General features: G+C 68.5%; 20 protein-coding genes and 1 other RNA gene. 11 read left to right on the forward strand and 10 right to left on the reverse strand.

Annotated features, from left to right (window positions below):
• The 6 genes from dksA to dapF form a co-directional block, all read right to left on the reverse strand.
• Positions 1 to 918, reverse strand: coding sequence for an RNA polymerase-binding protein DksA (gene dksA, locus ACS5NL_RS06050; protein WP_439352739.1), 918 nt, complete (start codon positions 916 to 918; stop codon positions 1 to 3).
• A 432-nt stretch (positions 919 to 1,350) separates the two neighbouring features.
• Entirely contained in the window at positions 1,351 to 2,418 is a 1,068-nt protein-coding gene (locus ACS5NL_RS06055; protein ID WP_439352740.1) for a CobW family GTP-binding protein, read from the reverse strand.
• Between the two features lie 62 nt (positions 2,419 to 2,480).
• On the reverse strand, positions 2,481 to 3,665 hold the full coding sequence (locus ACS5NL_RS06060; protein ID WP_439352741.1) for a class I SAM-dependent rRNA methyltransferase: 1,185 nt from the start codon (positions 3,663 to 3,665) through the stop codon (positions 2,481 to 2,483).
• A 160-nt stretch (positions 3,666 to 3,825) separates the two neighbouring features.
• The gene (locus tag ACS5NL_RS06065; protein WP_439352742.1) at positions 3,826 to 4,803 is read right to left on the reverse strand and encodes a tyrosine recombinase XerC; all 978 of its coding nucleotides are present in this window, start codon (positions 4,801 to 4,803) and stop codon (positions 3,826 to 3,828) included.
• A 13-nt stretch (positions 4,804 to 4,816) separates the two neighbouring features.
• Entirely contained in the window at positions 4,817 to 5,497 is a 681-nt protein-coding gene (locus tag ACS5NL_RS06070; protein WP_439352743.1) for a DUF484 family protein, read from the reverse strand.
• Between the two features lie 21 nt (positions 5,498 to 5,518).
• The gene (gene dapF / locus ACS5NL_RS06075) at positions 5,519 to 6,394 is read right to left on the reverse strand and encodes a diaminopimelate epimerase (protein ID WP_439352744.1); all 876 of its coding nucleotides are present in this window, start codon (positions 6,392 to 6,394) and stop codon (positions 5,519 to 5,521) included.
• 171 nt (positions 6,395 to 6,565) lie between these two features.
• On the opposite strand from dapF, the gene ACS5NL_RS06080 reads away from it, so the two are divergent.
• The 9 genes from ACS5NL_RS06080 to ACS5NL_RS06120 all read left to right on the forward strand — a co-directional run bounded on the left by ACS5NL_RS06080 (position 6,566) and on the right by ACS5NL_RS06120 (position 15,237).
• Positions 6,566 to 7,579, forward strand: a complete 1,014-nt coding sequence (locus ACS5NL_RS06080; protein WP_439352745.1) for an ABC transporter ATP-binding protein — start codon at positions 6,566 to 6,568, stop codon at positions 7,577 to 7,579.
• A 64-nt stretch (positions 7,580 to 7,643) separates the two neighbouring features.
• Complete coding sequence (locus ACS5NL_RS06085) at positions 7,644 to 8,930, forward strand: ABC transporter substrate-binding protein (RefSeq protein WP_439352746.1); 1,287 nt, start codon at positions 7,644 to 7,646, stop codon at positions 8,928 to 8,930.
• A 20-nt stretch (positions 8,931 to 8,950) separates the two neighbouring features.
• A complete protein-coding gene (locus tag ACS5NL_RS06090) occupies positions 8,951 to 9,871 on the forward strand; it encodes an ABC transporter permease (RefSeq protein WP_439352747.1) in 921 nt (306 codons plus the stop codon).
• A 2-nt stretch (positions 9,872 to 9,873) separates the two neighbouring features.
• Positions 9,874 to 10,749 carry an ABC transporter permease gene (locus tag ACS5NL_RS06095; RefSeq protein WP_439352748.1) on the forward strand — a complete coding sequence of 292 codons (876 nt, stop codon included), beginning with the start codon at positions 9,874 to 9,876 and terminating at the stop codon, positions 10,747 to 10,749.
• Entirely contained in the window at positions 10,746 to 11,447 is a 702-nt protein-coding gene (locus ACS5NL_RS06100; RefSeq protein WP_439352749.1) for a GntR family transcriptional regulator, read from the forward strand. The genes ACS5NL_RS06095 and ACS5NL_RS06100 overlap by 4 nt, the downstream gene beginning before the upstream one ends.
• Positions 11,444 to 12,184, forward strand: a complete 741-nt coding sequence (locus ACS5NL_RS06105; RefSeq protein WP_439352750.1) for an aspartate/glutamate racemase family protein — start codon at positions 11,444 to 11,446, stop codon at positions 12,182 to 12,184. The genes ACS5NL_RS06100 and ACS5NL_RS06105 overlap by 4 nt, the downstream gene beginning before the upstream one ends.
• Positions 12,185 to 12,237: 53 nt before the next feature.
• Positions 12,238 to 14,022 (forward strand): MBL fold metallo-hydrolase, encoded by a 1,785-nt coding sequence (locus tag ACS5NL_RS06110; RefSeq protein WP_439352751.1) that lies wholly within the window; start codon positions 12,238 to 12,240, stop codon positions 14,020 to 14,022.
• 14 nt (positions 14,023 to 14,036) lie between these two features.
• Entirely contained in the window at positions 14,037 to 14,459 is a 423-nt protein-coding gene (locus tag ACS5NL_RS06115) for a low affinity iron permease family protein (RefSeq protein WP_439352752.1), read from the forward strand.
• Between the two features lie 16 nt (positions 14,460 to 14,475).
• A complete protein-coding gene (locus ACS5NL_RS06120; RefSeq protein ID WP_439352753.1) occupies positions 14,476 to 15,237 on the forward strand; it encodes a metallophosphoesterase family protein in 762 nt (253 codons plus the stop codon).
• Between the two features lie 169 nt (positions 15,238 to 15,406).
• Here ACS5NL_RS06120 and rnpB read toward each other — a convergent pair.
• Together rnpB and ACS5NL_RS06130 are read right to left on the reverse strand one after the other, a co-directional pair.
• Positions 15,407 to 15,767: RNase P RNA component class A (gene rnpB / locus ACS5NL_RS06125), an RNA gene on the reverse strand.
• Between the two features lie 31 nt (positions 15,768 to 15,798).
• Positions 15,799 to 17,175 carry an MATE family efflux transporter gene (locus ACS5NL_RS06130; protein ID WP_439352754.1) on the reverse strand — a complete coding sequence of 459 codons (1,377 nt, stop codon included), beginning with the start codon at positions 17,173 to 17,175 and terminating at the stop codon, positions 15,799 to 15,801.
• Between the two features lie 118 nt (positions 17,176 to 17,293).
• On the opposite strand from ACS5NL_RS06130, the gene ACS5NL_RS06135 reads away from it, so the two are divergent.
• Positions 17,294 to 19,114: an NAD(P)/FAD-dependent oxidoreductase gene (locus tag ACS5NL_RS06135; RefSeq protein ID WP_439352755.1), complete on the forward strand. Its 1,821-nt coding sequence runs from the start codon at positions 17,294 to 17,296 to the stop codon at positions 19,112 to 19,114.
• A gap of 101 nt (positions 19,115 to 19,215) precedes the next feature.
• Complete coding sequence (locus ACS5NL_RS06140; protein ID WP_439352756.1) at positions 19,216 to 19,857, forward strand: glycine zipper 2TM domain-containing protein; 642 nt, start codon at positions 19,216 to 19,218, stop codon at positions 19,855 to 19,857.
• A 152-nt stretch (positions 19,858 to 20,009) separates the two neighbouring features.
• Here the strand turns inward: ACS5NL_RS06140 and htpX are convergent, their stop codons facing one another.
• Both htpX and ACS5NL_RS06150 read right to left on the reverse strand, forming a co-directional pair.
• A complete protein-coding gene (gene htpX, locus ACS5NL_RS06145; protein ID WP_439352757.1) occupies positions 20,010 to 20,879 on the reverse strand; it encodes a protease HtpX in 870 nt (289 codons plus the stop codon).
• A gap of 153 nt (positions 20,880 to 21,032) precedes the next feature.
• Positions 21,033 to 22,415, reverse strand: a complete 1,383-nt coding sequence (locus ACS5NL_RS06150; protein ID WP_439352758.1) for a glutamine synthetase family protein — start codon at positions 22,413 to 22,415, stop codon at positions 21,033 to 21,035.

Below are 22,415 nucleotides of genomic sequence, written 5' to 3' on the forward strand. Positions count from 1 at the left end.
TCAGTCCCCGAACATCTTCTGCTTGAGCTCGCGGCGTTGTTGCGCTTCCAGCGACAGGCTGGCGGTCGGACGGGCCATCAGGCGGCCGACGCCGATGGCTTCACCGGTTTCTTCGCAGTAGCCGTAGTCGCCCGAGTCGATGCGGGCAATCGCCTGCTCGATTTTCTTGAGCAGCTTGCGTTCGCGGTCGCGGGTGCGCAGTTCCAGGGCGTGTTCTTCCTCGATCGTGGCCCGGTCGGCCGGATCGGGCACCACCACGGTGTCTTCGCGCAGGTGCTCGGTCGTCTCGCCGGCATTGGCCAGCATGTCGTCCTTGAGCTGCGTCAGTTTTCGCCGGAAAAACGCGAGCTGGACGTCGTTCATGTATTCCGAGTCGGGCATGGACTGCACGTCCTGGTCGGTCAGTTGGTCGACCGGCAGGGACTTCCAGTTGTTCGCCCGCTTGGGGTCTTTCTTGATGGCGGAGGGCGCGGGGGAGGTCATCACAACACGTTCGTTCGATTGGGAAAAGGTCGCCTTGGCGGCGTTGGGAGCATGGGTGGGAACGACGGCGGCCTGTGTCATCTGCTCCATCATCACCTTCTTGGCCGCCCGCTTGCCCAGAGGGCGCGGGGTCGGCTCGACGACGATGGGGGCAGGCACTGGCGCGGCTGCGGCCACGGAAACGGACTTGGCTGGCGATTTCCTGGCTGCGGCAGCCTGGGGAGCCGGCACCACCTTGGGAGCTGGCACTTTCTTGGGAACGGCCACCGCCTTGGGAGCGGGTGCGGCCTTGGCCGGGGTCTTGGCCTTGGCGGGCGCCACCACGGGTTTTTTGGCGGAGGCCGCGGGCTTGGGCGCGACAGCCTTCTTGGCCACGGGTTTCGCCGCCGGCTTGGCGACGGTCTTGACCGCGGTCTTGGCGGCCGCCTTCTTCACGGGAGATGCCTTGGCAACCGTCGGCTTCGCAGCAGACGCGGACCGCCCCTTGCCTGCCGCGGGGGCGGGTTTCCGGTTCTTGGCGGTTGGGGTGGCCGGGGCTTTCACAAAGGATCTCCTCTCAGTGCCTGACGTTGCCTGAAGCTGGGGTTGCGGGCTGATCCGGGAAGAATCCCTGACCGCCTCGCCCGGCTCGGTCGAAACCGGCTGGTTTGTGGTTATACCCCGTTTGCGGGCCTCGACTGCACCGCTCTCGACCTGCAGGCGGTCGACAGGTCTGTTGGGTCGGGGGGCACCCGACTTGGGCGGCGATTGTAACGACGCAGGCGGAGCGGGCACTGACTTGGGATCCGAGGGAAAACCCAGGCGTTGGAGAAGCGAGACAAACAGCATCCGGGGTTCCGTTTCCGCTTCGTTGGCGCAACAGTCCGCTCAGACCAGCGCCTGGTCCAGCCCCTGGACCAGGATGTCCCTGGGCAGGTCGATGCCGATGAACACCATCTTGCTCATCCGGACCTCGCCCTCTGCCCAGACCGGCCCGAGGTCACTGCCCATGAGCTGGTGCACGCCCTGGAAGATCACCTTGCGGTTGGTGCCCAGCATGTTCAGCACACCTTTGTAGCGCAGCATGCGCGGGCCGTAGACCTGCACGATGGCACCCAGGAAATCTTCCAGCTTGGCCGGGTCGAAGGGTTTGTCGGCCCGGTAGACGAAGCTTTTCACATCGTCATCGTGGTGATGGTGGTGGCCGTGGGCGTGATCGTGCGAGGGGTGGTTGCAGTGTTCGCCGTGTTCGTGGTCGTGCCCATGATCGTGGTGGTCGTGATCATGGTCATGGTCGTCCACCTTCAGAAAGTCGGGGTCGATGTCCAGCTTGGCGTTCAGGTTGAAACCGCGCAGGTCGAACACTTCCCTGAGCGCCACCTCGCCGAAATGCACGGTGCGGATCGGCGCGCGCGGATTCATGTGCTTGAGGCGGTGGATCAGGGCGTCGACCTCTTCCTGACCCACCAGATCGGCCTTGCTGACAAAGATCTGGTCGGCAAAGCCCACCTGGCGGCGCGCTTCCTGGCGGTCGTTGAGCTGCTGGGCCGCGTGTTTCGCGTCCACCAGGGTCAGGATGGAGTCGAGCAGGTACTGCTCGGCCACCTCGTCGTCCATGAAGAAGGTCTGCGCCACCGGACCGGGGTCGGCCAGGCCGGTGGTCTCGATCACCACACGCTCGAAATCCAGCTCGCCCTTGCGCTTCTTCTGCGCCAGATCGGCCAGGGTGGCGCGCAGGTCGTCGCGGATGGTGCAGCAGATGCAGCCGTTGCTCATCTGGATGATGTTTTCCTGCGTGTCGGCGACCAGGATCTCGTTGTCGATGTTCTCTTCGCCGAACTCGTTCTCGATCACCGCGATCTTCTGTCCGTGCGCCTCGGTCAGCACGCGCTTGAGCAGCGTGGTTTTGCCCGAGCCGAGGAAGCCGGTGAGGATGGTGGCGGGGATGAGCGACATGGCGGGTTCCGATAGCAAAAAGCAGGCCGGGAGTGTAGTGCAGCTGTGTGACCCTGGCTCGGTCAAAGCTTTTTCATCACCACCAGGCCCTTGAGGTATTCCCCTTCGGGGAAGTTGATGGTCATGGGATGGTCGCAGGCACCGCCCAGGCGCTGCAGGATGGCACCGTCCACGCCCGCGTCCAGCCCGGCCGAGGCCACGATCTTGTGGAACAGCTCCACGCCGATGCCGCCCGAACAAGAGAAGGTGAACAGCACGCCACCGGGCGGCAGCAGCTTGAAGGCCAGGCGGTTGATGTCCTTGTAGGCGCGGGCGGCCCGCTCGGCGTGCGCCGCCGTGGGGGCCAGCTTGGGCGGATCGAGCACGATGGCGTCGAACTGGCGGCCTTCGGCCACGAACTGGCGCAGCGAGGCGTTGACGTCGGCGTCGATGAAGCTGGCCTGCGCCGGGTCCAGCCCGTTGAGCAGCAGGTTGGCGCGCGCCTGCTCCAGCGCCGGACCGGACGAGTCGATGCTGGTCACGTGCCCCGCCCCGCCCGCCAGCGCGGCCACCGAGAAACCGCCGGTGTAGCTGAAGCAGTTGAGCACCTGGGCGAACTTCAGTCGCTTCGTGTAGTCGTGCAGCGCCCCCCGGCTGTCGCGCTGGTCCAGGTAATAGCCTGTCTTGTGGCCCAGGGCGATGTCCAGGCCCAGGCGCCAGCCGTGTTCTTCCAGCTCGAAGGCGGTGGGGCCGTCGCCGCGCAGCCAGCCGGTCACCTCGGGCAGGCCTTCGAGCCCGCGCGCGCTGGCGTCGGACCGCTCGTACAGGCGGGGGCAGCCGGTCAGCTCCAGCAGCGCGTCGGCGATCGCATCTTTCCAGCGCTCGACGCCCGCGGCGCCGAACTGCGCCACCAGCGTGTCGCCGTAGCGGTCGACCACCAGACCGGGCAGACCGTCGGATTCGCCGTGCACCAGGCGCAGGCCGTTGCTGGCGATGCCCATGCGCCCGCGCAGGGCGATGGCGCGACCGAGCGTGTCGCGGAAGAAGGCGGCGTCGATGCGCTGTGCCTGGTCAAAGCTCCAGGCGCGCACGCGGATCTTGGAGCTGGGCGAATACGCGCCCCAGGCGAGAAACTCGCCTTCGTGGCTGTCCACGCGCACGGTTTCGCCGCTGTCGCCGCCGCCCTTGGCGATGGCGCCGTCGAACACCCAGGGGTGGCGGCGCTGCAGCGAGCGTTCTTTGCCGGGCTTGAGTCGGATGGTTTTCATGGAGCGATTGTGGCTCCCCCCGCGCCGCCTGCGGCGTCACCCCCAGGGGGCGATGCGTGTGGCCCGGCGGAGCCGGTTCCACCGCATCCTCGGTGGAAGGCACTTCGCGCCGGCACCGCCTCGGTCGCCCGGGGAGCGGCCACCGGTGAGAACACTGGTTCTACTCTGGCTTGTCCGGCGGTTTGCGCTTGTGGGCCCTGGGGTGGGCGGCGTCGTAGGCCTTGGCCAGGTGCTGGAAATCCAGCCGGGTGTAGACCTGCGTGGTGCCGATGCTGGCGTGGCCCAGCAGCTCCTGCACGGCGCGCAGGTCGCCACTGGATTGCAGCAGGTGGCTGGCAAAGGAGTGACGCAGCATGTGCGGGTGCACCGGGGTCGAGAGGCCGGCCAGCATCGACCGGCGCTTGAGCCTCACCCGGATGTGCTGCGGCGTCAGGCGTTGCCCGCGCTGCCCGATGAACAGCGCCGGGTCGTCCTTGGCCCAGGCAGTGCGAGCCTCCAGCCAGCGCGCCAGCGCCGCCAGCGCGGCCCGTCCGACCGGCACGCTGCGCCGCTTGGAGCCCTTGCCCAGCACGTGCGCCTCGCCACCAGGCAGGTCGATCCAGCCGCGCGCGGTGGTGCTGGCGATCACGTCCAGCCCCACCAGCTCGCCGATGCGCAAGCCGCAGCCGTACAGCAGTTCGGTGATGCAGGCGTCGCGCGCCTCCAGCCCGGGATCGTCGCCCTCTTCCACGTGCGAGGCCAGCTGCACCGACTCGTCGACGCCGAGCGCCTTGGGCAGCGGCTTGCCGGCCTTGGGCGCCCGCACGTCCTGCACCGGGTTCTGGGTGACCAGGCCTTGACGGCCCATCCAGACATAGAGACCGCGCCAGCCCGAGAGGATCAGCGCGATGCCCCGCGCGCTGCGGCCGGCGCTGTGCATCTGCGCCACCCAGCGCCTGACATGCGCGCTCTGCACCTGGCGCAGGCCGACGCCGGCAGACTGCGCGGCATCGGTCAGCCGGCGCAGGTCACCGGTATAGAGCTCGACGGTGCGTGTGGCCAGCCGTTTGTCGATGCGCACATGGTCGAGATAGGCCTCGACCAGCGCCGCGTCGGTGGCGTCTGCGGGCTGCCGGGAGAGCACGCCGCCGCCGTTCATGTCGGTTGTTCGCTCAGGGACGCAGGCGCGAGAGCGCCGCGCTGGTCAGCTCGCCCATGCGTTCGAGGAACTCGGTGCCCATGTCGGCCGCGAAACGGTGCGGGTCGGACGAGCCCAGCACCAGCAGGCCGAAGGCATCCGGGCTGCCCGCATCGCGCAGCGGAATCAGCGCCAGCGAGCCCACCGCCCCCGGATCGACCAGCCAGCTGGCCGCCTCCAGGCCCGGGTTGGCGCCGCAGTAGGGGCGCGGCAGGGACGCGGCGAAAGCGCGCACGTCCTCGCTGGCGCCCTGCGCATACGTCTGGCCGGCGAAGTCGGCGGCCACGTCCCACAGCTTGATCGCCACCTGCGGCACGTTGAACTGGGCCGCCATCTCGCTGGCCACCACCAGCGGCAGGTCCTGTGCGTCGCGGGTCAGCAGCAGCTCGCGGGTCCAGCGGTGCAGGCGGTCGGCGATGGCCGAGTTCTCCTGCCCGTGGCGGATCATGTCGGCCGAGCGCAGCTCCAGCCCCTTGATCTTCTCGCGCAGCATCTCGGCCTGGCGCTCCTGCAGGCTCACGGCGCGCTGGCCGTGCGGACTGCTCAGCTGCACCGAGGCCAGCACGCCCGCGTGACGCTCGAAGAAATCCGGCGTGTTGGCCAGGTAGTTGGCGATGTCGTCTTCGGTGATCGGGGGAATGGTCGGTTCGGTCATCTTGTGTCTTGGTGGTCAGGGTCAGGCCAGTTCGGGAACCTCGATCTCGCCGTCGAACACCGACGTGGCGGGACCGGTCATGTAAACCGGTGCGTCGTGCGCGGCATTGTCCTGCCACGCGATGGTGAGCACGCCGCCGCGCGCCTGCACGTCCACCCGGGCGTCCAGCAGGCCCAGGCGGATGCCCGCGACCACGGCCGCGCAGGCGCCGGTGCCACACGCCAGGGTCTCGCCCGCGCCGCGCTCGAACACCCGCAGGCGCACGTTCGCACGGTCGATCACCTGCAGGAAGCCGGCGTTGACGCGGGACGGAAAGTGGCGGTGGCTCTCGATCTGCGGACCCCAGGTCGGCACCGGCGCGGTGTCGACGTTGTCCACCAGCAGCACGGCGTGCGGGTTGCCCATTGACAGCACGGCCACCGGCGCCACATCACCACCGGCCAGCGGCAGCGACCAGCGCTCGAAGCCGCCCATGGGCAACGGAGACAGACCCGCCGGATCGAAGGGCACGCGCTCCAGGTCGAACACCGGCGCCCCCATGTCCACGGTCACGCGGCTATCGGCGTTCAGCGCCAGGCTGATCTCGCCGTTCTTCACCTTCACCCGCACCGGGTTCAGATCGGTCAGACCCTTGTCGCGCACATAACGCACGAAGCAGCGTGCGCCGTTGCCGCAATGCTCGACCTCGCCGCCGTCGGCGTTGTGGATCACATATTCAAAGTCGACCGCATCCGACGGCGCGGGCCGCACGCTGAGGATCTGGTCGGCACCGACGCCGAAATGGCGGTCGGCCAGGAAACGGTACTGGGCTTCGCTCAGGCCCAGGCGCCCGCGCGTCTCGTCGAGCACGACAAAGTCGTTGCCCGCACCCTGCATCTTGGTGAATCTCACTCGCATGGGCCGATTATCGGCCCACATCGGTGCGCCGCAGGCCGGTGCACGGGCACCGTCCCGGCACAGCCCGCCGCCCCACGGACGGACTTGCGCACAAAGCCGGTGCTGTTTTGTATGCAATCTTGTGCGGATTGCATACAAAACAGCTGGCACGGCTCGTGCAAGAAGAGCGGCATGGACGCCACTTCCGCACCAGCACCCGCCGCCATCGAGCTCGTGGCCCTGACCAAACAATATGGTCCGGGCGCCACCGCCGTCGATGCCATCGATCTCCGCATCGACGCCAACAGCTACTGCTGTCTGCTCGGCCCTTCGGGCTGCGGCAAGAGCACGACGCTGCGCATGATCGCGGGCCACGAGAGCACCACCAGCGGCGACATCCTGCTGGAGAACCGCAACATCACCACCCTGCCCGCCGCGGCGCGCGGCACGGCCATGATGTTCCAGAGCTTCGCGCTGTTCCCGCACCTCTCGGCGCTGGACAACGTGGCCTTCAGCCTCAAGATGAAGGGCGTGGGCAAGGCCGAGCGCCACGCCCGCGCACAGGACCTGCTTGAACGCGTGGCCATGGGCCACCTGGCGCAACGCAAGCCCGGCGAGCTCTCGGGCGGCCAGCAGCAGCGCGTGGCGCTGGCGCGCGCCCTCATCACCCAGCCGCGCGTGCTGCTGCTGGACGAACCACTCTCCGCGCTCGATCCCTTCCTGCGCATCCAGATGCGCGCCGAGCTGCGCCACTGGCAGCGCGAGCTGGGCCTGACCTTCATCCACGTCACGCACTCGCAGGAAGAAGCGATGGCGCTGGCCGACACCATGGTGGTGATGAACCACGGCCGCATCGAACAGGTCGGCTCGCCCCATGTGGTCTACAACCGCCCGGCCAGCGAGTTCGTGGCGCGATTCATGGGCGGCCACAACGTGCTGCAGACCAGCAGCGGCAAGGTCGCCGTGCGCAACGACCACATCCGGCTCGCGCCGGCCGGCAGCACCGGCTGGACCGCCACCGTCAGCGACGTCGAGTACCAGGGCACCTATGTGCTGCTGGGCCTGCAGCTGGACGGCATCGAACACAAGGACGGCGGCATCTCGGTCATGTTGCCCGAGGCTCGCTTCGTCGAACAACCCCTGGCCACCGGCGACCGCGTCGACCTCGGCTGGGACCCCGCACAGGCGCATGCGCTGGCGGCCTGAGCCCTTGTCCTTTTCCGTTTCCCCTCCCCCAACCCCTTCCGCAACCCGACCCAAGGAGTTTTCCATGTCCGATTCCACCGATCCGAAAACCGGCGCCGACGGCATCTCGCGCCGCAGCCTGCTGCAGGGCACCGCCGGCATGGCCGGCATCCTGGCCAGCGGCCTGGCCCCGGCCGTGCACGCCGAAGAGAAGATCACCCTGCGCTACCTGGGCACCGCGGTGAACCAGGACAAGGCCATCGGTGACAAGTTCGAAAAAGACACCGGCATCAAGATCCAGTACGTGGCCGTGACCACCGACGACGTGACCAAGCGCGCCGTCACCGCGCCCAACAGCTTCGACCTGATCGACACCGAGTACTTCTCGCTCAAGAAGATCGTGCCCACCGGCAACCTCAAGGGCATCGACACCAAGAAGATCAAGAACGCCGACAAGATCACCTCGCTGTTCACCACCGGCACCGTCGCCGGCAAGGCCGTGGGCGACCAGGGCACGGCGCCCAAGAAGGTGATCTACCTCGAAGGCGAGAAGAGCAAGAAGTTCGCGACCGCGCCGACGCAGTTCATGTCGCTGATCCCCACGGTCTACAACGCCGACACCCTGGGCATCCGCCCCGACCTGATCAAGCGCCCGATCAGCTCCTGGGCCGAACTGCTGAACCCCGAATTCAAGGGCAAGGCCGCGATCCTGAACATCCCGTCGATCGGCATCATGGACGCGGCCATGGTGGTGGAAGCCATGGGCATCTACAAGTACCCCGACAAGGGCAACATGACCAAGAAGGAAATTGATCTGACGATCAAGACCCTGATCGAGGCCAAGAAGGCGGGCCAGTTCCGCGCCCTGTGGAAGGACTTCAACGAGTCGGTCAACCTGATGGCCTCGGGCGAAGTGGTGATCCAGTCGATGTGGAGCCCGGCCGTGACCGCCGTGCGCACCAAGGGCATCGCCTGCAACTTCCAGCCGCTCAAGGAAGGCTATCGCGCCTGGGCCGCCGGCTTCGGCCTGCCCGCCACGCTGTCGGGCCGCAAGCTCGACGGCGCCTACGAGTTCATCAACTGGTTCCTCGACGGCTGGGCCGGCGCCTACCTCAACCGCCAGGGCTACTACAGCGCCGTGCTGGACACCGCCAAGTCCAAGATGGAAGCCTACGAGTGGGCCTACTGGATGGAAGGCAAGCCCGCCACGCAGGACATCAAGAGTCCCAACGGCGACGTGCTGGCCAAGGCCGGCGCGGTGCGCGACGGCGGCAGCTACGAAGCGCGCATGGGCGGCATCGCCTGCTGGAACGCGGTCATGGACGAGAACGAGTACATGGTCCGCAAGTGGAATGAATTCGTCGCAGCCTGACCACCCAGCCATCTGAGCCCATGAGCACGAACATCAGCATCGCGGCCCCGGTCACCGACAGCCCCAACCGCACGGTACCGGCCTGGTGGCAGGCCACACCGTACACGCTGGTGTTCGTGCTGTTCTTCCTCATCCCTCTGGGGCTGGTCCTGATGGTCAGCTTCTGGGACTTCAACGAGTACGAGCTGCTGCCGGCCTTCACACTGCGCAACTACCTCTCCATCTTCGAGGGCTGCTCCACGCTCACCGAACACGGTGACTTCTGCGTCACGCTCTCGACCTATTTGTCCACGCTCAAGTTCAGCTTCCTGGTCTGGCTGATCACGCTGGTGCTGGGCTTTGCCGTGGCGTATTTCCTGGCCTTCCACGTGCGGTCCTCTGGCATGCAGACGGCGCTGTTCGTGCTGTGCACCGTGCCCTTCTGGACCTCGAACGTCATCCGCATGATCTCGTGGGTGCCGCTGCTGGGGCGCAACGGACTGGTCAACCAGAGCCTGCAGGGCCTGGGGCTGATCGAGACGCCCATCGAGTGGCTGCTGTTCTCCGACTTCTCGGTGGTGCTGGCCTTCGTGCACCTCTACACCATGTTCATGATCGTGCCCATCTTCAACAGCATGATGCGCATCGACCGCAGCCTGCTCGAAGCGGCGAACGACGCCGGGGCGAGTGCCTGGCAGACGCTGTGGAACGTGATCGTGCCGCTGTGCAAGACCGGCATCATCATCGGTTCGATCTTCGTCATCACCATCGTCATGGGCGACTTCGTGACCATCGGCGTCATGGGTGGCCAGCAGATCGCCTCGGTCGGCAAGATCATCCAGGTGCAGACCAGCTACCTGCAGTTCCCGCTGGCCGCGGCCAACGCGGTGATCCTGCTCGCCGTCGTGCTCATGATCATCTGGGGCCTGACGCGCCTCGTCGACATCCGGAAGGAACTCTGACCATGCAGGCGCGTGTCTCCGATGCAAGGGCCGCCGGTTTCTGGCCGCTGGCCGCCGTGTTCGCCCTGTTCGTGCTGTTCATGTACGGCCCGATGTTCGTGATCTTCGTGCTCTCGTTCCAGGGACCGGAAGGCGGCCTCACCTTCCCGATGCGCGGCACCTCGCTGCATTGGTTCCGCCAGCTGGCCGAAGGCCTGGGCACCGTCGACATCGGCGCGGCATTCACCCGCTCGCTGATGCTGGGCGCGGTGGTGATGGCGTTCACCGTCGTGCTGTCGGTGCTGGCCGGCCTGGCCTTCCGCAAGAAGCTCTCTGGCGGCAACGCGCTGTTCTACGTGACCGTGGCCAGCCTGATCATGCCGTCCATCATCGTGTCGCTGGGCATCGGCCTGCAGTTCCGCCTGCTCGACGGCGCGCTCAAGTGGCTGCTGGAAGCCGTGGGTGCGACCACCACGCTGGAGGGCTACGGCACCGCGCTGGGCCTGTTCACCTCGGCCCTGGGCGCGCACCTGACCTGGACCCTGCCGTTCGGTCTGCTGATCATGTTCGCGGTGTTCAACCGCTTCAACCCGGCCTACGAAGAAGCGGCCCGCGACCTGGGCGCCACGCCCTGGCAGACCTTCCGCCACGTGGTACTGCCGCTGATCGGACCGTCGGTGGTCGGCATCGGCATGTTCGGCTTCACGCTCAGCTGGGACGAGATCGCCCGCACCTCGCAGGCGATTGGCGACGTCAACACCCTGCCACTGGAACTGCAGGGCCTGACCTCGACCGTCACCACGCCGGCCATCTACGCGCTGGGCACGGTGACCACCGTCGTCTCCTTCGCGGTGATGGGCCTCACGGTGGGTCTCGCCCTGTGGCTGAAGAAAAAATGAAACCCGCCACGACTCCGCTGTCCGACCAGGCGATCTACGAGCGCATGGTCTCGGCCATCCTCGACCACCAGCTGCCACCCGGCACCAAGCTGGTGGAGGACCGGCTGGCGGCGGCGTTCGGCGTCTCGCGCACGCGCATCCGGCCGGTGCTGGTGCGGCTGGCCAACGAGAAGGTGGTCACGCTCACGCCCAACCGCGGCGCGGCGATCGCCGAGCCCAGCGAGGCCGAAGCCCGCGAGGTGTTCGAGGTGCGCCGCATGATCGAGCCGCTGCTGGTCGAGCGTTTCATCGGGCGTGCCACCGCGGCGGACATCCAGACCCTCAAACACTGCATCCGCGACGAAGAGGCCGCGCGCAAGGCCGGCGACATGCGGCGCGCGATCCGGCTCTCGGGCGACTTCCACCTGCAGATCGCCGAACACGCGGGCCACCAGACCCTGGGCGGCATCCTGCGCGAACTGGTCTCGCGCACCTCGCTCATCCTCATGGCCTACAGCGCGCCGCACGGCCAGGCGCGCGACGAGGCCACGGCCTGCGGTTGCCTGGAACACCGCGCCCTGCTCGCGGCGATCCAGCTGCGCGATGCGAAGGAAGCCGCGCGCCTGATGCGCGAGCACCTGGAGCGGCTGGAATCGCAGCTGAGCTTTTCCGCGACGCCCGAAGCAGCGCCCGACCTGCTGGAACTGTTTGGCTCATGAAGCGTTTGCTCGTCATCAACCCCAACACCTCGGAACGGGTCAGCGCGCTGCTGCAGCAGCACGTGCAGGCCGCCGCCGGCTCGCACGTGGCGGTGCGCACCGTCACCGCCCGCTTCGGCGCGCCCTACATCGCCGACGAGGCCGGCTACGCCGTGGCCGGCCATGCCGCGCTGGATGCCTGGGCGGCAGCGCTGACAGGCTCGGAACCCCAGCCCGATGCGGTGCTGATCGGCTGCTTCGGCGACCCGGGGCTGATGGCGCTGCGCGAATCCAGCCCGGCGCCGGTCACCGGCCTGGCCGAAGCCGCCTTCATCGAGGCCGCGCGCCACGGCCGCTACGCCATCGTCACCGGCGGCGAGCGCTGGGGCCCCATGCTGCAGCGGCTGGCGCAGGCGCTGGGCCAGGCCCAGCAGCTGGCCGGCATCCACACCGTGGCGCCGACCGGCGCACAACTCGCGGCCGACCCGGCCGGCGCCCACCGGCTGCTGGCCCAGGCCTGTCGCGACGCGGCGCACCAGCTGGGCGTGCAGGCCGTGATCCTGGGCGGCGCGGGACTGGCGGGCATGGCCGCCGCCGTGCAGGCCCAGGTGCCCGTGCCGGTGATCGACAGCGTGATCGCCGGCACCCACTGGGCGCTGCGCACGCCGCCGCTGCCGCCGCAACGGCAGACACCGGGGTTCGACAACGCCTGGCAGGGCCTCTCCCCCGAAATGGCGGCCCTGGGGCCCGCCGCGTAAACCCTGAGGCCACCGCGACAGCGGCGGCAGGGGACTCACCGCACAATGTGCGCATGGTCCGCCCCACCCAACTGCTCCATCCCCAGCGCCCGCCCGCCGCCGTGCGCCCCGCCGCCACCGTCCTGCTGCTGCGCGATGCGCCGCAAGGCGTCGAGGTATTGATGACCCGCCGTTCGATGACGGCGAGCTTCGCACCCGGCGCCTACGTCTTCCCCGGCGGCGGCATCGACGCCGCCGATGCCCTGGCCCATGGCCACTCGACCCGCCGCGACACCCAGAGCGATCTGCACCTGACGCAGGCCATCGCCGCGATCCGAGAGAGCTTCGAAGAGCTGGGCATCCTGCTGGCGCGGCGTGCCGACGGCTCGCACCTGGACACCGCGCAGATCGCCGCGATGGATCGAAAAGCCCCGTTCGCCACGCAGTGCGCCGAACAGGGCCTCACGCTTTCGGGCGCCGAGGTCTTCGTGCTCGCGCACTGGGTCACCGACCGCGACCTGCCACGCCGCTTCGACGTGCCTTTCCTCGTCGCGCGCATGCCCGAGGGCCAGGAGCCGGTGGCCGACGAATCGGAACAGTTCGAGCCGCTCTGGGTGCGCCCGGCCGACGCGCTGGCCCGCCACGCGGCCGGCCAGTTCTTCATCATCTTCCCGACCATCCGCACGCTGGAGCGGCTGCAGGCCTACCCGACGGTGCAGGCGGTGCTGGATGCCTGTGGCCAGTCGCTCGCCGGGCCGCCCCAAGAGCGACTGCATCCCCTCGGGGGGCCTGGCGAAGCCAGGGTTGGGGGCCAAGTTCACGACGAACCGCTGTTCACCAGCTGCCCGCGCGCCGGCCTGATGAATGGCCACGAATCGCGCCACATGGAGCACGAGCAGCCGTTCGGCGAACTGGCCCTGGTCTGCCCCGACGGCCAGATCGCGCACGAGCTGGCCTGGCAGACCGAGCGGCCGGTGCCGCTGCTGAAAAACGTGATGCGCCTGACCGCGCCCAACCCCGGTTTCATGACCGGCCCCGGCACCAACAGCTACGTCGTCGGCGATCCGTCCACCGGCCACACCGTGATCGACCCCGGCCCGGACGATGCGGGACACATCGAGCGCCTGTGGCGCGCGGCGGGTGGCGACATCCGCGCCATCGTCTGCACCCACTCGCACCCCGACCATTCGCCCGGCGCGGCGCGGCTGCAAGCGCTGTGCGAGGCCGCCGACCTCGGCCGGCCGCCGATCCTCGGACTGCCCAGCGCACCGACCTCGCGCGAGAACAGCCGCTTCACGCCCGAACGCGCGCTGGCCGACGGCGAACGGCTGGTGCTGGTCGGTGCCGACGGCGACCAGCTCAGCAGCCACACCCTGCGGGTCGTGCACACCCCCGGCCACGCGGCCAACCACCTGTGCCTGCTGCTCGAGGAAGACGGCCTGCTGTTCAGCGGCGACCACATCCTCAACGGCAGCACCACCGTGATCGACCCGCCCGACGGCCACATGGGCGACTACCTGGCGTCGCTCGACAAGCTCGACCGCCTGTGCGAAGCCCACGGCGTGCACTTCATCCTACCCGCGCACGGCTATGTGCTGGGCGACCACCCGCGCAGCGCCGACAACCCCGGTGGACCGGCGCACGGAGGCGCCCGCGCCGCCATCGCCCACCTCAAGGCACACCGGCTGGCGCGCGAGGCCAAGGTGGCGCGGGCCATGGAATCCCTGCCCGACGGCACGATGGACGACTGGGTGAAGCTGGCCTACGACGACGTGCCCGAACGGCTGTGGCCGGTCGCCAAGCGCTCGATGCAGGCGCACGTCGAGCGCATCCAGAGCCTGGGTGGCTTCAACGCCTGAGAACCCCTGAAAACATGAAGACCAGCACCGACCACCACACCTGGTATTCCAGCTTCGCCAAGGCCACGGCCCGCTACGCCGGCCGGCCGCGCACCTTCACCCTGGCGGTGGCGGTGATCGTGGTCTGGCTGGTCACCGGTCCCTTGTTCGGCTTCAGCGACACCTGGCAGCTGGTCATCAACACCGGCACCACCATCGTCACCTTCCTGATGGTGTTCCTGATCCAGAACACGCAGAACCGCGACACCGAGGCGATCCAGGTCAAGCTCGACGAACTCATCCGCGCCACGCAGGGCGCGCACAACGCCCTGCTGGACCTGGAAGAGCTCGAAGCCGACAACCTGGACGCGTTCAAGGCGCGTTACCTCGCGCTGGCCGCCGCCGCGCGCGCCCAGCTCGACCTGGGCGAGCAGGACACCGACACCCCCGAGGCCTGAGCGGCGGCCCCATCCCATGCGCATCGCTTTTGTCTCCGACATCCACGGCAACCTGCCCGCACTGCAGGCGGTGGTGGCCGATATGGCCCGGCGTGGCGTGGACCGTGTGGTCAACCTCGGTGACAGCCTCAGCGGCCCGCTGCTGCCGGAAGAGACGGCCCAGTTCCTGATGGCGCAGGACTGGCTGCACCTGGCCGGCAACCACGAACGGCAGCTGACCGACCGCCCCCTGGAACGCATGGGCGCGTCGGACGCCCACGCCCGCAGCCGGCTGGGCCCGGCCCCGCTGGCCTGGATCGCCACCCAGCGTCCGACACACAGGCTCAGCGACGAGGTGTTCCTGTGCCACGGCTCGCCCCGGAAAGACGTCGAGTACTTCCTCGAAACCGTGACCCCGCAAGGCCTGCGCCTGGCCACCGCCGACGAGATCGCCCTGCGCCGCGGCGACACGCCCGCCCGCCTGATCGCCTGCGGCCACAGCCACCTGCCCCGCGCCCTGCGCGCGCCCGATGGTTGCCTGCTGCTCAACCCGGGCAGCGTGGGCCTGCCCGGCTACGACGACGAGCACCCGCACCGGCACTGGGTGGACAACGGCAGCCCCGATGCGCGCTACGCGATCGCCGAACGCGGAGCGGATGGAGTCTGGCGCGCCGAGCTGATCGCCGTTCCCTATGATTTCAGCGCCATGGTGATGCTGGCAAGGAGCAACGGCCGCGAAGACTGGGCCGTGCCGCTGGCCACCGGCTACGCGTTGCGCACCAACGACGCGGAACGCTGAGCATCGATCTACAGCCGGGCCACCCGACGGCAGATCAGCACCCTCGGGTGCAGCGGCGGAGCGTGGGGGGTGTAGGAACAGGGCCAGCCGCCGGGCCGCCCCAAGGCAGGCCCAGCCCCCACGGGGGGCAGCGACCCGCGCAGCGGCGGAGCGTGGGGGCACAAATAAAGTGTGAAGCGCGCCGATAAGCCGGATTCTGTGCACCCGGGTTGCCCCGGATGTGACCGCCATTCCTCTGGGCCGGGGGTCGCCCACCCGGCTCGATGCTACCTACCCGCCAGCTCCGCGGAACCACGTCAACGCTGGCCTATTTGGTATTGCTGCGCGTAGAGATTGCCCGTTTCACCCGAACTGAATCGGCTCGTCTCTGTTGCTCTGATCCTCACCTTAGGGCCTGGCAGGTTGCCCTGCCCGGCTGGTCGGTGGAGAGGTATTACCTCCTACGCTGTCCTGTGCAGTCCGGACGTTCCTCCAGTGCTCCCTTTCGGGTCCCCTTGCGGGGTTGCACCAGCGGCGGTCTGGCGCGCTTCACCGGCGGATTATCCCGCAGCCCCATCGCGTTCAGATCAGCTTGCGGATTTTTCTGTGCCGCCAGACACCCAGGTAGTAGGCCGACTGCAGCAGCAGCATCGCCACGTAGGCCACCGGGAACGCGATCCAGATGCCTTCGAGCCCCAGGCGCCCGTTGAGCCACCAGGCCACCGGCAGCTGCACGCCCAGGATGCAGAACACCGAGATCGCCATCGGCACCAGCACGTCGCCGCTGGCGCGCATCACGCCACCGATCACCGCCTGGAAACCGAACACCAGGATGCTCCAGAGCATCAGGTGCAGCAGGTGCTGCGCCTGCGCCATCACCGGCTCCTGTGTCAGGAACAGGCTCAGCGCCGGACCCGAGATCGCATAGCCCAGCAGCACCAGCGCCCCGGTGAGCGTGGCGTTCAGGCCCAGCCCGGTCTTGAGAATCGGCCCCAGGCGCTCGATGCGGCCGGCACCAATCGTCTGCGCGGCCAGGATCGATGCCGTGATCGCGATCGAGAGCGCCGGGAACTGCACATAGTTCACCAGCTGCGTGACCGCGCCGTAGGCCGCGGTGGCCTGCGAGCCGTGGTGGTTGACCAGCGACAGGATCACCAGCTCCGAAAGCGAGATCACCACCATCTGCAGCCCGGTCGGCAGACCGATGCGCATCACCTTGGCCAGGATCTCGCCGTCCAGCCGGAGCGCGTGCATCAGCTCGCGGTCGGGAGCCAGCACGTGATTCAACCGGCGCAGGCGCAGGCTCAGGAACAGCAGGGCGACGGCGGTCGAGACGAAGCCGGCCAGCGCGGCGCTGCGGATGCCCATGGGTGGCAGGCCGATCCAGCCCTTGATCAGCAGCGGTGTCAGCGCCAGGCCGACCGTGGTCGAGGTCAGCAGCGCCATCAGCGGCGAGATCGTGTCGCTGACGCCGCGCAGCAGCTGCGTGAGCAGGATGAACACCAGCAGCAACGGCATGAACAGCATCATCATGCGGGTGTAGGACACCGCGTCGTCCAGCACATCGGCCGGTGTGCCCAGCGCCGTCATGGCCTCGCGCGCGAAGATGGTGCCGGCCACCGCCGCCACCAGGCCGATCACCGCCCCCAGGGTGATGGCCGTGCCGGCGATCTTCTTGACCTTGTGCGGCTCGCGCGCACCCCAGGCCTGGCCGATCAGCACCGAGGCACCCGAGCCCAGGCCGATGATCAGCGAGATGAAGAAGAACACGATCGGGAACATGCCCGAGACCGCGGCCAGCGCGTGCGTGCCCAGCATCTGGCCGATGTAGATGCCGTTGAGCGTGCCGGAGAGGCCCTGCAGGATGTTCGACAGCACCATCGGCACCAGGAACATCAGGTAGACGCGCCACAGCGGTTTGTTGGCGGCGGGATGGGAAGGGGGAGAAGTGGTGGACATGGTTTATTTTACCCGGATAAATTATTTTACCCGGGTAAATTTGACAACACGGGGCGTGGGGGCAAGACAGCGACAATAACTGCCTTCGCTGCTTGATCGACACAAGCCCTCCGAGACCATGATCCGCATCGCCGAACTCAAACTCCCTCTGGCCCAGGTGCCGTCCGAGCACCGCCGCGCCGCCGACGCCCCCACCGAAACCGCCGCCGACCGCGAACCGCCGCCGCATCCGGTCGACACCCTGACCTGCCAGGCCGCGAGCGCCCTCGGCGTGCCGCGCGAGGCCATCGCCTCGCTGCAGGTCTTCAAGCGCAGCTTCGACGCCCGCAAGGCCGAGCTGCTGGCGGTCTACATCGTCGACGTCGCGCTGGCCGATCCGGCGCAGGAAGCCGCCGTGCTCGCCCTGCACGCGAACAACCCGCACGTGCTGCCCACGCCCGACATGGCCTGGCGCGCGCCCGGCCATGCCCCGGCCGGCTGGCCGTCCACCGAGGCCGAGCGCCCGGTGGTGGTCGGCCTCGGACCCTGCGGCCTGTTCACCGCGCTGGCGCTGGCGCAGATGGGTCTGAAGCCCATCGTGCTCGAACGCGGCAAGCCGGTGCGCGAACGCACCAGGGACACCTGGGGCCTGTGGCGCAAGAAGGTGCTCAACCCGCAGAGCAACGTGCAATACGGGGAAGGCGGTGCCGGCCTGTTCTCCGACGGCAAGCTCTACAGCCAGATCAAGGACCCGCGCTTCCTCGGCCGCAAGGTGATGCAGGAGTTCGTCGACGCCGGCGCGCCACCCGAGATCCTCTACCAGGCGCACCCGCACATCGGCACCTTCAAGCTGGTCCGGGTGGTCGAGACCATGCGCGAGAAGATCGTGGCGCTGGGCGGCGAGATCCGCTTCCAGCACCAGGTCACCGGCGCCGTGCTGGCGCCGGCCGGGGAAGGCCAGCAACTGCAGGCACTGCGGGTGCTGAAGCTCGACACCGGCGAGACCGTCGAGATGCCGGTGCGCCACGCCGTGTTCGCGCTGGGCCACAGCTCGCGCGACACCTTCGCCATGCTGCACGACGCGGGCGTGTTCCTCGAAGCCAAGCCGTTCTCGGTCGGCTTCCGCATCGAGCACCCGCAGAGCGTGATCGACCGCGCGCGCTGGGGCAAACACGCCGGCCACCCGCTCTTGGGCGCGGCCGACTACAAGCTGGTGCACCACGCGAAGAACGGCCGCGCGGTCTACAGCTTCTGCATGTGCCCGGGCGGCACGGTGGTCGCGGCGACCTCCGAACCCGGCCGGGTGGTCACCAACGGCATGAGCCAGTACTCGCGCAACGAGCGCAACGCCAACGCGGGCATGGTGGTGGGCATCGACCTGAGCGACTACCCGGTCCGTTTCCCGCAGGACCTGCCGCTGTGGACGGCCGCCTTCGGCGAGACCGACGGCCCGCGTTACGCCCAGGAGGCCGAGGCCATGGCCGCCGAAGGCAAGACCCATCCGCTGGCCGGCATCGTGCTGCAACGCCAGCTCGAAGCCCGCGCCTTTGAGCTGGGAGGCAGGAACTACGAAGCGCCCGGCCAGAAGGTCGGCGACTTCCTGGCGGCGCGCCCCTCGACCGCCTTCGGCGAGGTGCTGCCGTCCTACAAACCGGGTGTGAAGCTGGGCGACCTCGCCCCCTCCCTGCCCGACTTCGCGATCGAAGCCATGCGCGAAGCCCTGCCGGTGTTCGGCCGCAAGATCAAGGGCTACGACATGCCCGACGCGATGCTGACCGGCGTCGAGACCCGCACCAGCTCACCCTTGCGCATCACGCGCGGCGACGACCTGCAGAGCCTGAACACCCGGGGCCTGTACCCGGCGGGCGAAGGCGCGGGCTACGCGGGCGGCATCCTGTCGGCCGGCGTGGACGGCATCAAGATCGCCGAGGCGGTGTCCAGGGCCATCCTCGGGGTCTGAACACCGCTGGTTACAACTTGCCCGCCAGCTTTACAGCGGGTGCGGAGCGGCTTGACAGTCGGCCCGCACAGTGGAGGCTCCTTCAACCCCCGGAGACCTCCATGAACTCCTCCTCCCGTTCCGTCCTGCTCCCCGTCCTGACCGGCGTGTTGGCCCTCGCCGGTGCCTCCGCCGCCCAGGCGCAGGAAGAACGTGGCCGCGTGCTCAGCAGCACGCCCGTGATCCAGCAGGTGGCCGTGCCGCAGCAGGTTTGCCAGAACGTCACCGTGCGCGAACCGGCGCGCGGCTCTGGTGCCGGTGCCGTGATGGGCGCGATCGCCGGTGGTGCAATGGGCAACGCGGTCGGTCATGGCAACGGCCGTGCCGCCGCCACGGCGCTGGGCATCTTCGGTGGCGCCATCCTGGGCGACCGCATCGAGGGCCGCGGCCAGGACACCGTGCGCACGGTGCAGGAATGCAGCACGCAGAGCGTGGTCGAGAACCGCACCGTGGCCTACAACGTGGTCTACGAGTACGCCGGTCGCCAGTACAGCGTGCAGATGGCCAACGACCCGGGCCGCTGGGTGCCGGTGAGCGTGATGCCGGTCGGCGCCAGCCCGGCGCCGTCGGGCTACTACCGCCCGCAGGCCGCCGCGCCCGACGTGGTGCGCATCGGTGGCTTCCGCCACGACCACGACCGCTACCGCGACGACCGCCGCTGGGACGACCGCGACGAAGGCCACTGGGACCGCAACTACCGCTAAACCCGCGCGCTTCCAGAAACAGAAAACGCGACCCAAGGGTCGCGTTTTTCATGGCCGGAGACCGTGTCCCGTTCAAGGATGCCGCGGAACCGGCTCCGCCGGGCCGCCAGCATCGCCCCCTGGGGGGTGACGCCGAAGGCGGCGCAGTGGGGTCACAACTTCTGCAGCGCAGCGATGCGCTCTTCCATCGGCGGGTGGGTCGAAAACAGCTTGCCCAGACCGCCGGAAATGCCGAAGGCCTGCATGTTCTTGGGCAGCTCGCCCGGGGTCAGACCACCCAGGCGGGCCAGCGCGTTGATCATCGGCTGCTTGCGGCCCATCAGGCCGGCAGCACCGGCGTCGGCGCGGAACTCACGCTGGCGCGAGAACCAGGCCACGATGATCGCGGCGACAAAACCCAGCAGCAGGTCCAGCACCATGGTGGTGACCATGTAGCCGATGCCCGGGCCGCTGTTGCGGTCGTCGCCGCGGCGCAGGAAACTGTCGACCGCGTAACCGATCGCGCGGCTGAGGAACACGACGAAGGTGTTCATCACGCCCTGGATCAGGGTCATGGTGACCATGTCGCCGTTGGCCACGTGGGCCACCTCGTGGCCGATCACGGCCTCGACTTCCTCGCGGGTCATGTTCTGCAGCAGGCCGGTCGACACCGCGACCAGGGCCGAGTTCTTGAAGGCGCCGGTGGCGAAGGCGTTGGGCGCGCCGTCGTAGATCGCCACTTCGGGCATGCCGATGCCGGCCTTCTGGGCGAAGGTCTGCACCGTCTGCACGATCCAGGCCTCGTCGGCCGTCTGCGGCTGGTTGATCACGCGCGCGCCGGTGCTCATCTTGGCCATGGTCTTGCTCATCAGCAGCGAAATGATCGCGCCACCAAAGCCCATGATGAGCGAGAAGCCCGCCAGCGCCGACATGTTCAGACCGTTGGCCGTGAGGTAGCGGTCCACGCCCAGCAGGCGCGAGGTGACCATCAGCACCGCCATCACGGCGAAGTTGGTCAGCACGAACAGGAAGATGCGTTTCATGGGGTCTCCGGGGAAAAGAGGGACGGATGATAGTAGGGGCTGACCGACCCCGTTTCAAGATGGGCAAAGATCCGGCGCCGGGCCGCCCCAAGCCGGATCAGCCCCTTTGAGGGGCAGCGACCCGCGCAGCGGCGGAGCGTGGGGGCTCACGGTTCAGACTTGCGGCAGCAGGTAGCGGCGTTCCCACGCGCTGATTTCTTTCAGGTAGTGGTCATGCTCCAGCGCCTTGACCGCCAGGTAGCCGCGCACGAAGCGCTCGCCCAGCAGCCGCGGTGCATGCCGGCTGTGCGCCATCTGATCCAGCGCGGTGTCAAAGGTTCGCGGCAGGCTGCGCGCCTGGTCGTAGCCGTTGCCGGTCACCGGCTCGGCCGGCGCCAGCCGCTCTTCCATCCCGGCCAGACCGGCCGCCAGCGTGGCCGCCATCGCGAGATACGGGTTGGCGTCGGCCCCGGCGAGGCGGTTTTCCACCCGGCGCGCGGCCGGGCCGCTGACCGGCACGCGCAGTCCGGCGGTGCGGTTGTCGTGGCCCCAGGCCACATTGGTCGGCGCCTGGCTGCCAGCGACATAGCGGCGGTAGCTGTTGACCGTGGGCGCGTAGATCAGCATCAGGTCGGGCGTGTAGGCCTGCAGACCACCGATGAAGTGCCCGAAGGCGTCGGCGGCGGAACCGTCGGCGGCGCTGAAGACGTTGCGGCCCTGCGCATCGACCACGCTCTGGTGCAGGTGCATCGAGCTGCCCGATTGGCCCGCGATGGGTTTGGCCATGAAGACGGCGTTGAGCCCGTGCTGCAGCGCGATCTCGCGCGCGGCGGTCTTGAACAAAAAGGCCTGGTCGGCCACCGCCACCGGGTCGCCGTGCAGCAGGTTGATCTCGTACTGGTTCTCGCCCACCTCGTGCAGCCAGGTGTCGGCGCGGATGCCCAGGCCGTCGATCGCGGCGTGGAAAGCGTCCCAGAACGGCGCCAGTTCGTTGAGCGCGTTCAGGCTGAAGGCCGACTGGCCCACCTCGGGCCGGCCGCCCTTGCCGGTCGGCGAGGCCAGCGGCTGGGCCGGATCGGTCATGGCGGCCGTCAGGTAGAACTCGATCTCGGGCGCCACCACCGGGGTCAGGCCCTTCGCGGCGTAGCGGGCCACCACGTTCCTGAGCACCGAGCGCGGCGCGAATTCACACAGCGAACCGTCGAGCTCCAGGCAATCGTGGATCGCCAGGTAGCGCGGCACACTGGCCCAGGGCGAGCGCTTGAGCGTGGCCAGGTCGGGCACCAGCCGCACATCCGGATCGCTGTCGGGGAACACCGGGTCGTAGCTGTATTCGCCCGTGACGCACTGCATCGGAATCGCCTGGCAGATGCGCAGTTCGGTGCCGCCGGCGAAGCTGGCGGCTGGCATCAGCTTGCCGCGCGGGTAGCCGGTCACGTCGGCGAACAGGCACTCGACGTCGCGCACGCCGGTCTCGCGGAAATGCGCGGCCAGCGTGGCGCGGTCGGCCTCGTTCGCGAGGTTCAGGTGGGCCCAGGACGGATTGGCGATCGGCAT

Origin of the sequence: Hydrogenophaga sedimenti (genome assembly GCF_051857515.1) — a bacterium.
Classification (GTDB): Bacteria; Pseudomonadota; Gammaproteobacteria; order Burkholderiales; family Burkholderiaceae_C; genus Hydrogenophaga.

Coding starts and splice junctions, on each gene's coding strand:
- ACS5NL_RS06060 (WP_439352741.1), bottom strand. CDS start 3,665: ATGAAAACCATCCGACTCAAGCCCGGCAAAGAACGCTCGCTGCAGCGC.
- ACS5NL_RS06150 (WP_439352758.1), bottom strand. CDS start 22,415: ATGCCGATCGCCAATCCGTCCTGGGCCCACCTGAACCTCGCGAACGAG.
- ACS5NL_RS06140 (WP_439352756.1), top strand. CDS start 19,216: ATGAACTCCTCCTCCCGTTCCGTCCTGCTCCCCGTCCTGACCGGCGTG.
- ACS5NL_RS06095 (WP_439352748.1), top strand. CDS start 9,874: ATGCAGGCGCGTGTCTCCGATGCAAGGGCCGCCGGTTTCTGGCCGCTG.
- ACS5NL_RS06055 (WP_439352740.1), bottom strand. CDS start 2,418: ATGTCGCTCATCCCCGCCACCATCCTCACCGGCTTCCTCGGCTCGGGC.
- ACS5NL_RS06105 (WP_439352750.1), top strand. CDS start 11,444: ATGAAGCGTTTGCTCGTCATCAACCCCAACACCTCGGAACGGGTCAGC.
- ACS5NL_RS06135 (WP_439352755.1), top strand. CDS start 17,294: ATGATCCGCATCGCCGAACTCAAACTCCCTCTGGCCCAGGTGCCGTCC.
- htpX (WP_439352757.1), bottom strand. CDS start 20,879: ATGAAACGCATCTTCCTGTTCGTGCTGACCAACTTCGCCGTGATGGCG.
- ACS5NL_RS06115 (WP_439352752.1), top strand. CDS start 14,037: ATGAAGACCAGCACCGACCACCACACCTGGTATTCCAGCTTCGCCAAG.
- ACS5NL_RS06130 (WP_439352754.1), bottom strand. CDS start 17,175: ATGTCCACCACTTCTCCCCCTTCCCATCCCGCCGCCAACAAACCGCTG.
- ACS5NL_RS06110 (WP_439352751.1), top strand. CDS start 12,238: ATGGTCCGCCCCACCCAACTGCTCCATCCCCAGCGCCCGCCCGCCGCC.
- ACS5NL_RS06100 (WP_439352749.1), top strand. CDS start 10,746: ATGAAACCCGCCACGACTCCGCTGTCCGACCAGGCGATCTACGAGCGC.
- ACS5NL_RS06120 (WP_439352753.1), top strand. CDS start 14,476: ATGCGCATCGCTTTTGTCTCCGACATCCACGGCAACCTGCCCGCACTG.
- ACS5NL_RS06080 (WP_439352745.1), top strand. CDS start 6,566: ATGGACGCCACTTCCGCACCAGCACCCGCCGCCATCGAGCTCGTGGCC.
- ACS5NL_RS06065 (WP_439352742.1), bottom strand. CDS start 4,803: ATGAACGGCGGCGGCGTGCTCTCCCGGCAGCCCGCAGACGCCACCGAC.
- dapF (WP_439352744.1), bottom strand. CDS start 6,394: ATGCGAGTGAGATTCACCAAGATGCAGGGTGCGGGCAACGACTTTGTC.
- ACS5NL_RS06070 (WP_439352743.1), bottom strand. CDS start 5,497: ATGACCGAACCGACCATTCCCCCGATCACCGAAGACGACATCGCCAAC.
- ACS5NL_RS06090 (WP_439352747.1), top strand. CDS start 8,951: ATGAGCACGAACATCAGCATCGCGGCCCCGGTCACCGACAGCCCCAAC.
- ACS5NL_RS06085 (WP_439352746.1), top strand. CDS start 7,644: ATGTCCGATTCCACCGATCCGAAAACCGGCGCCGACGGCATCTCGCGC.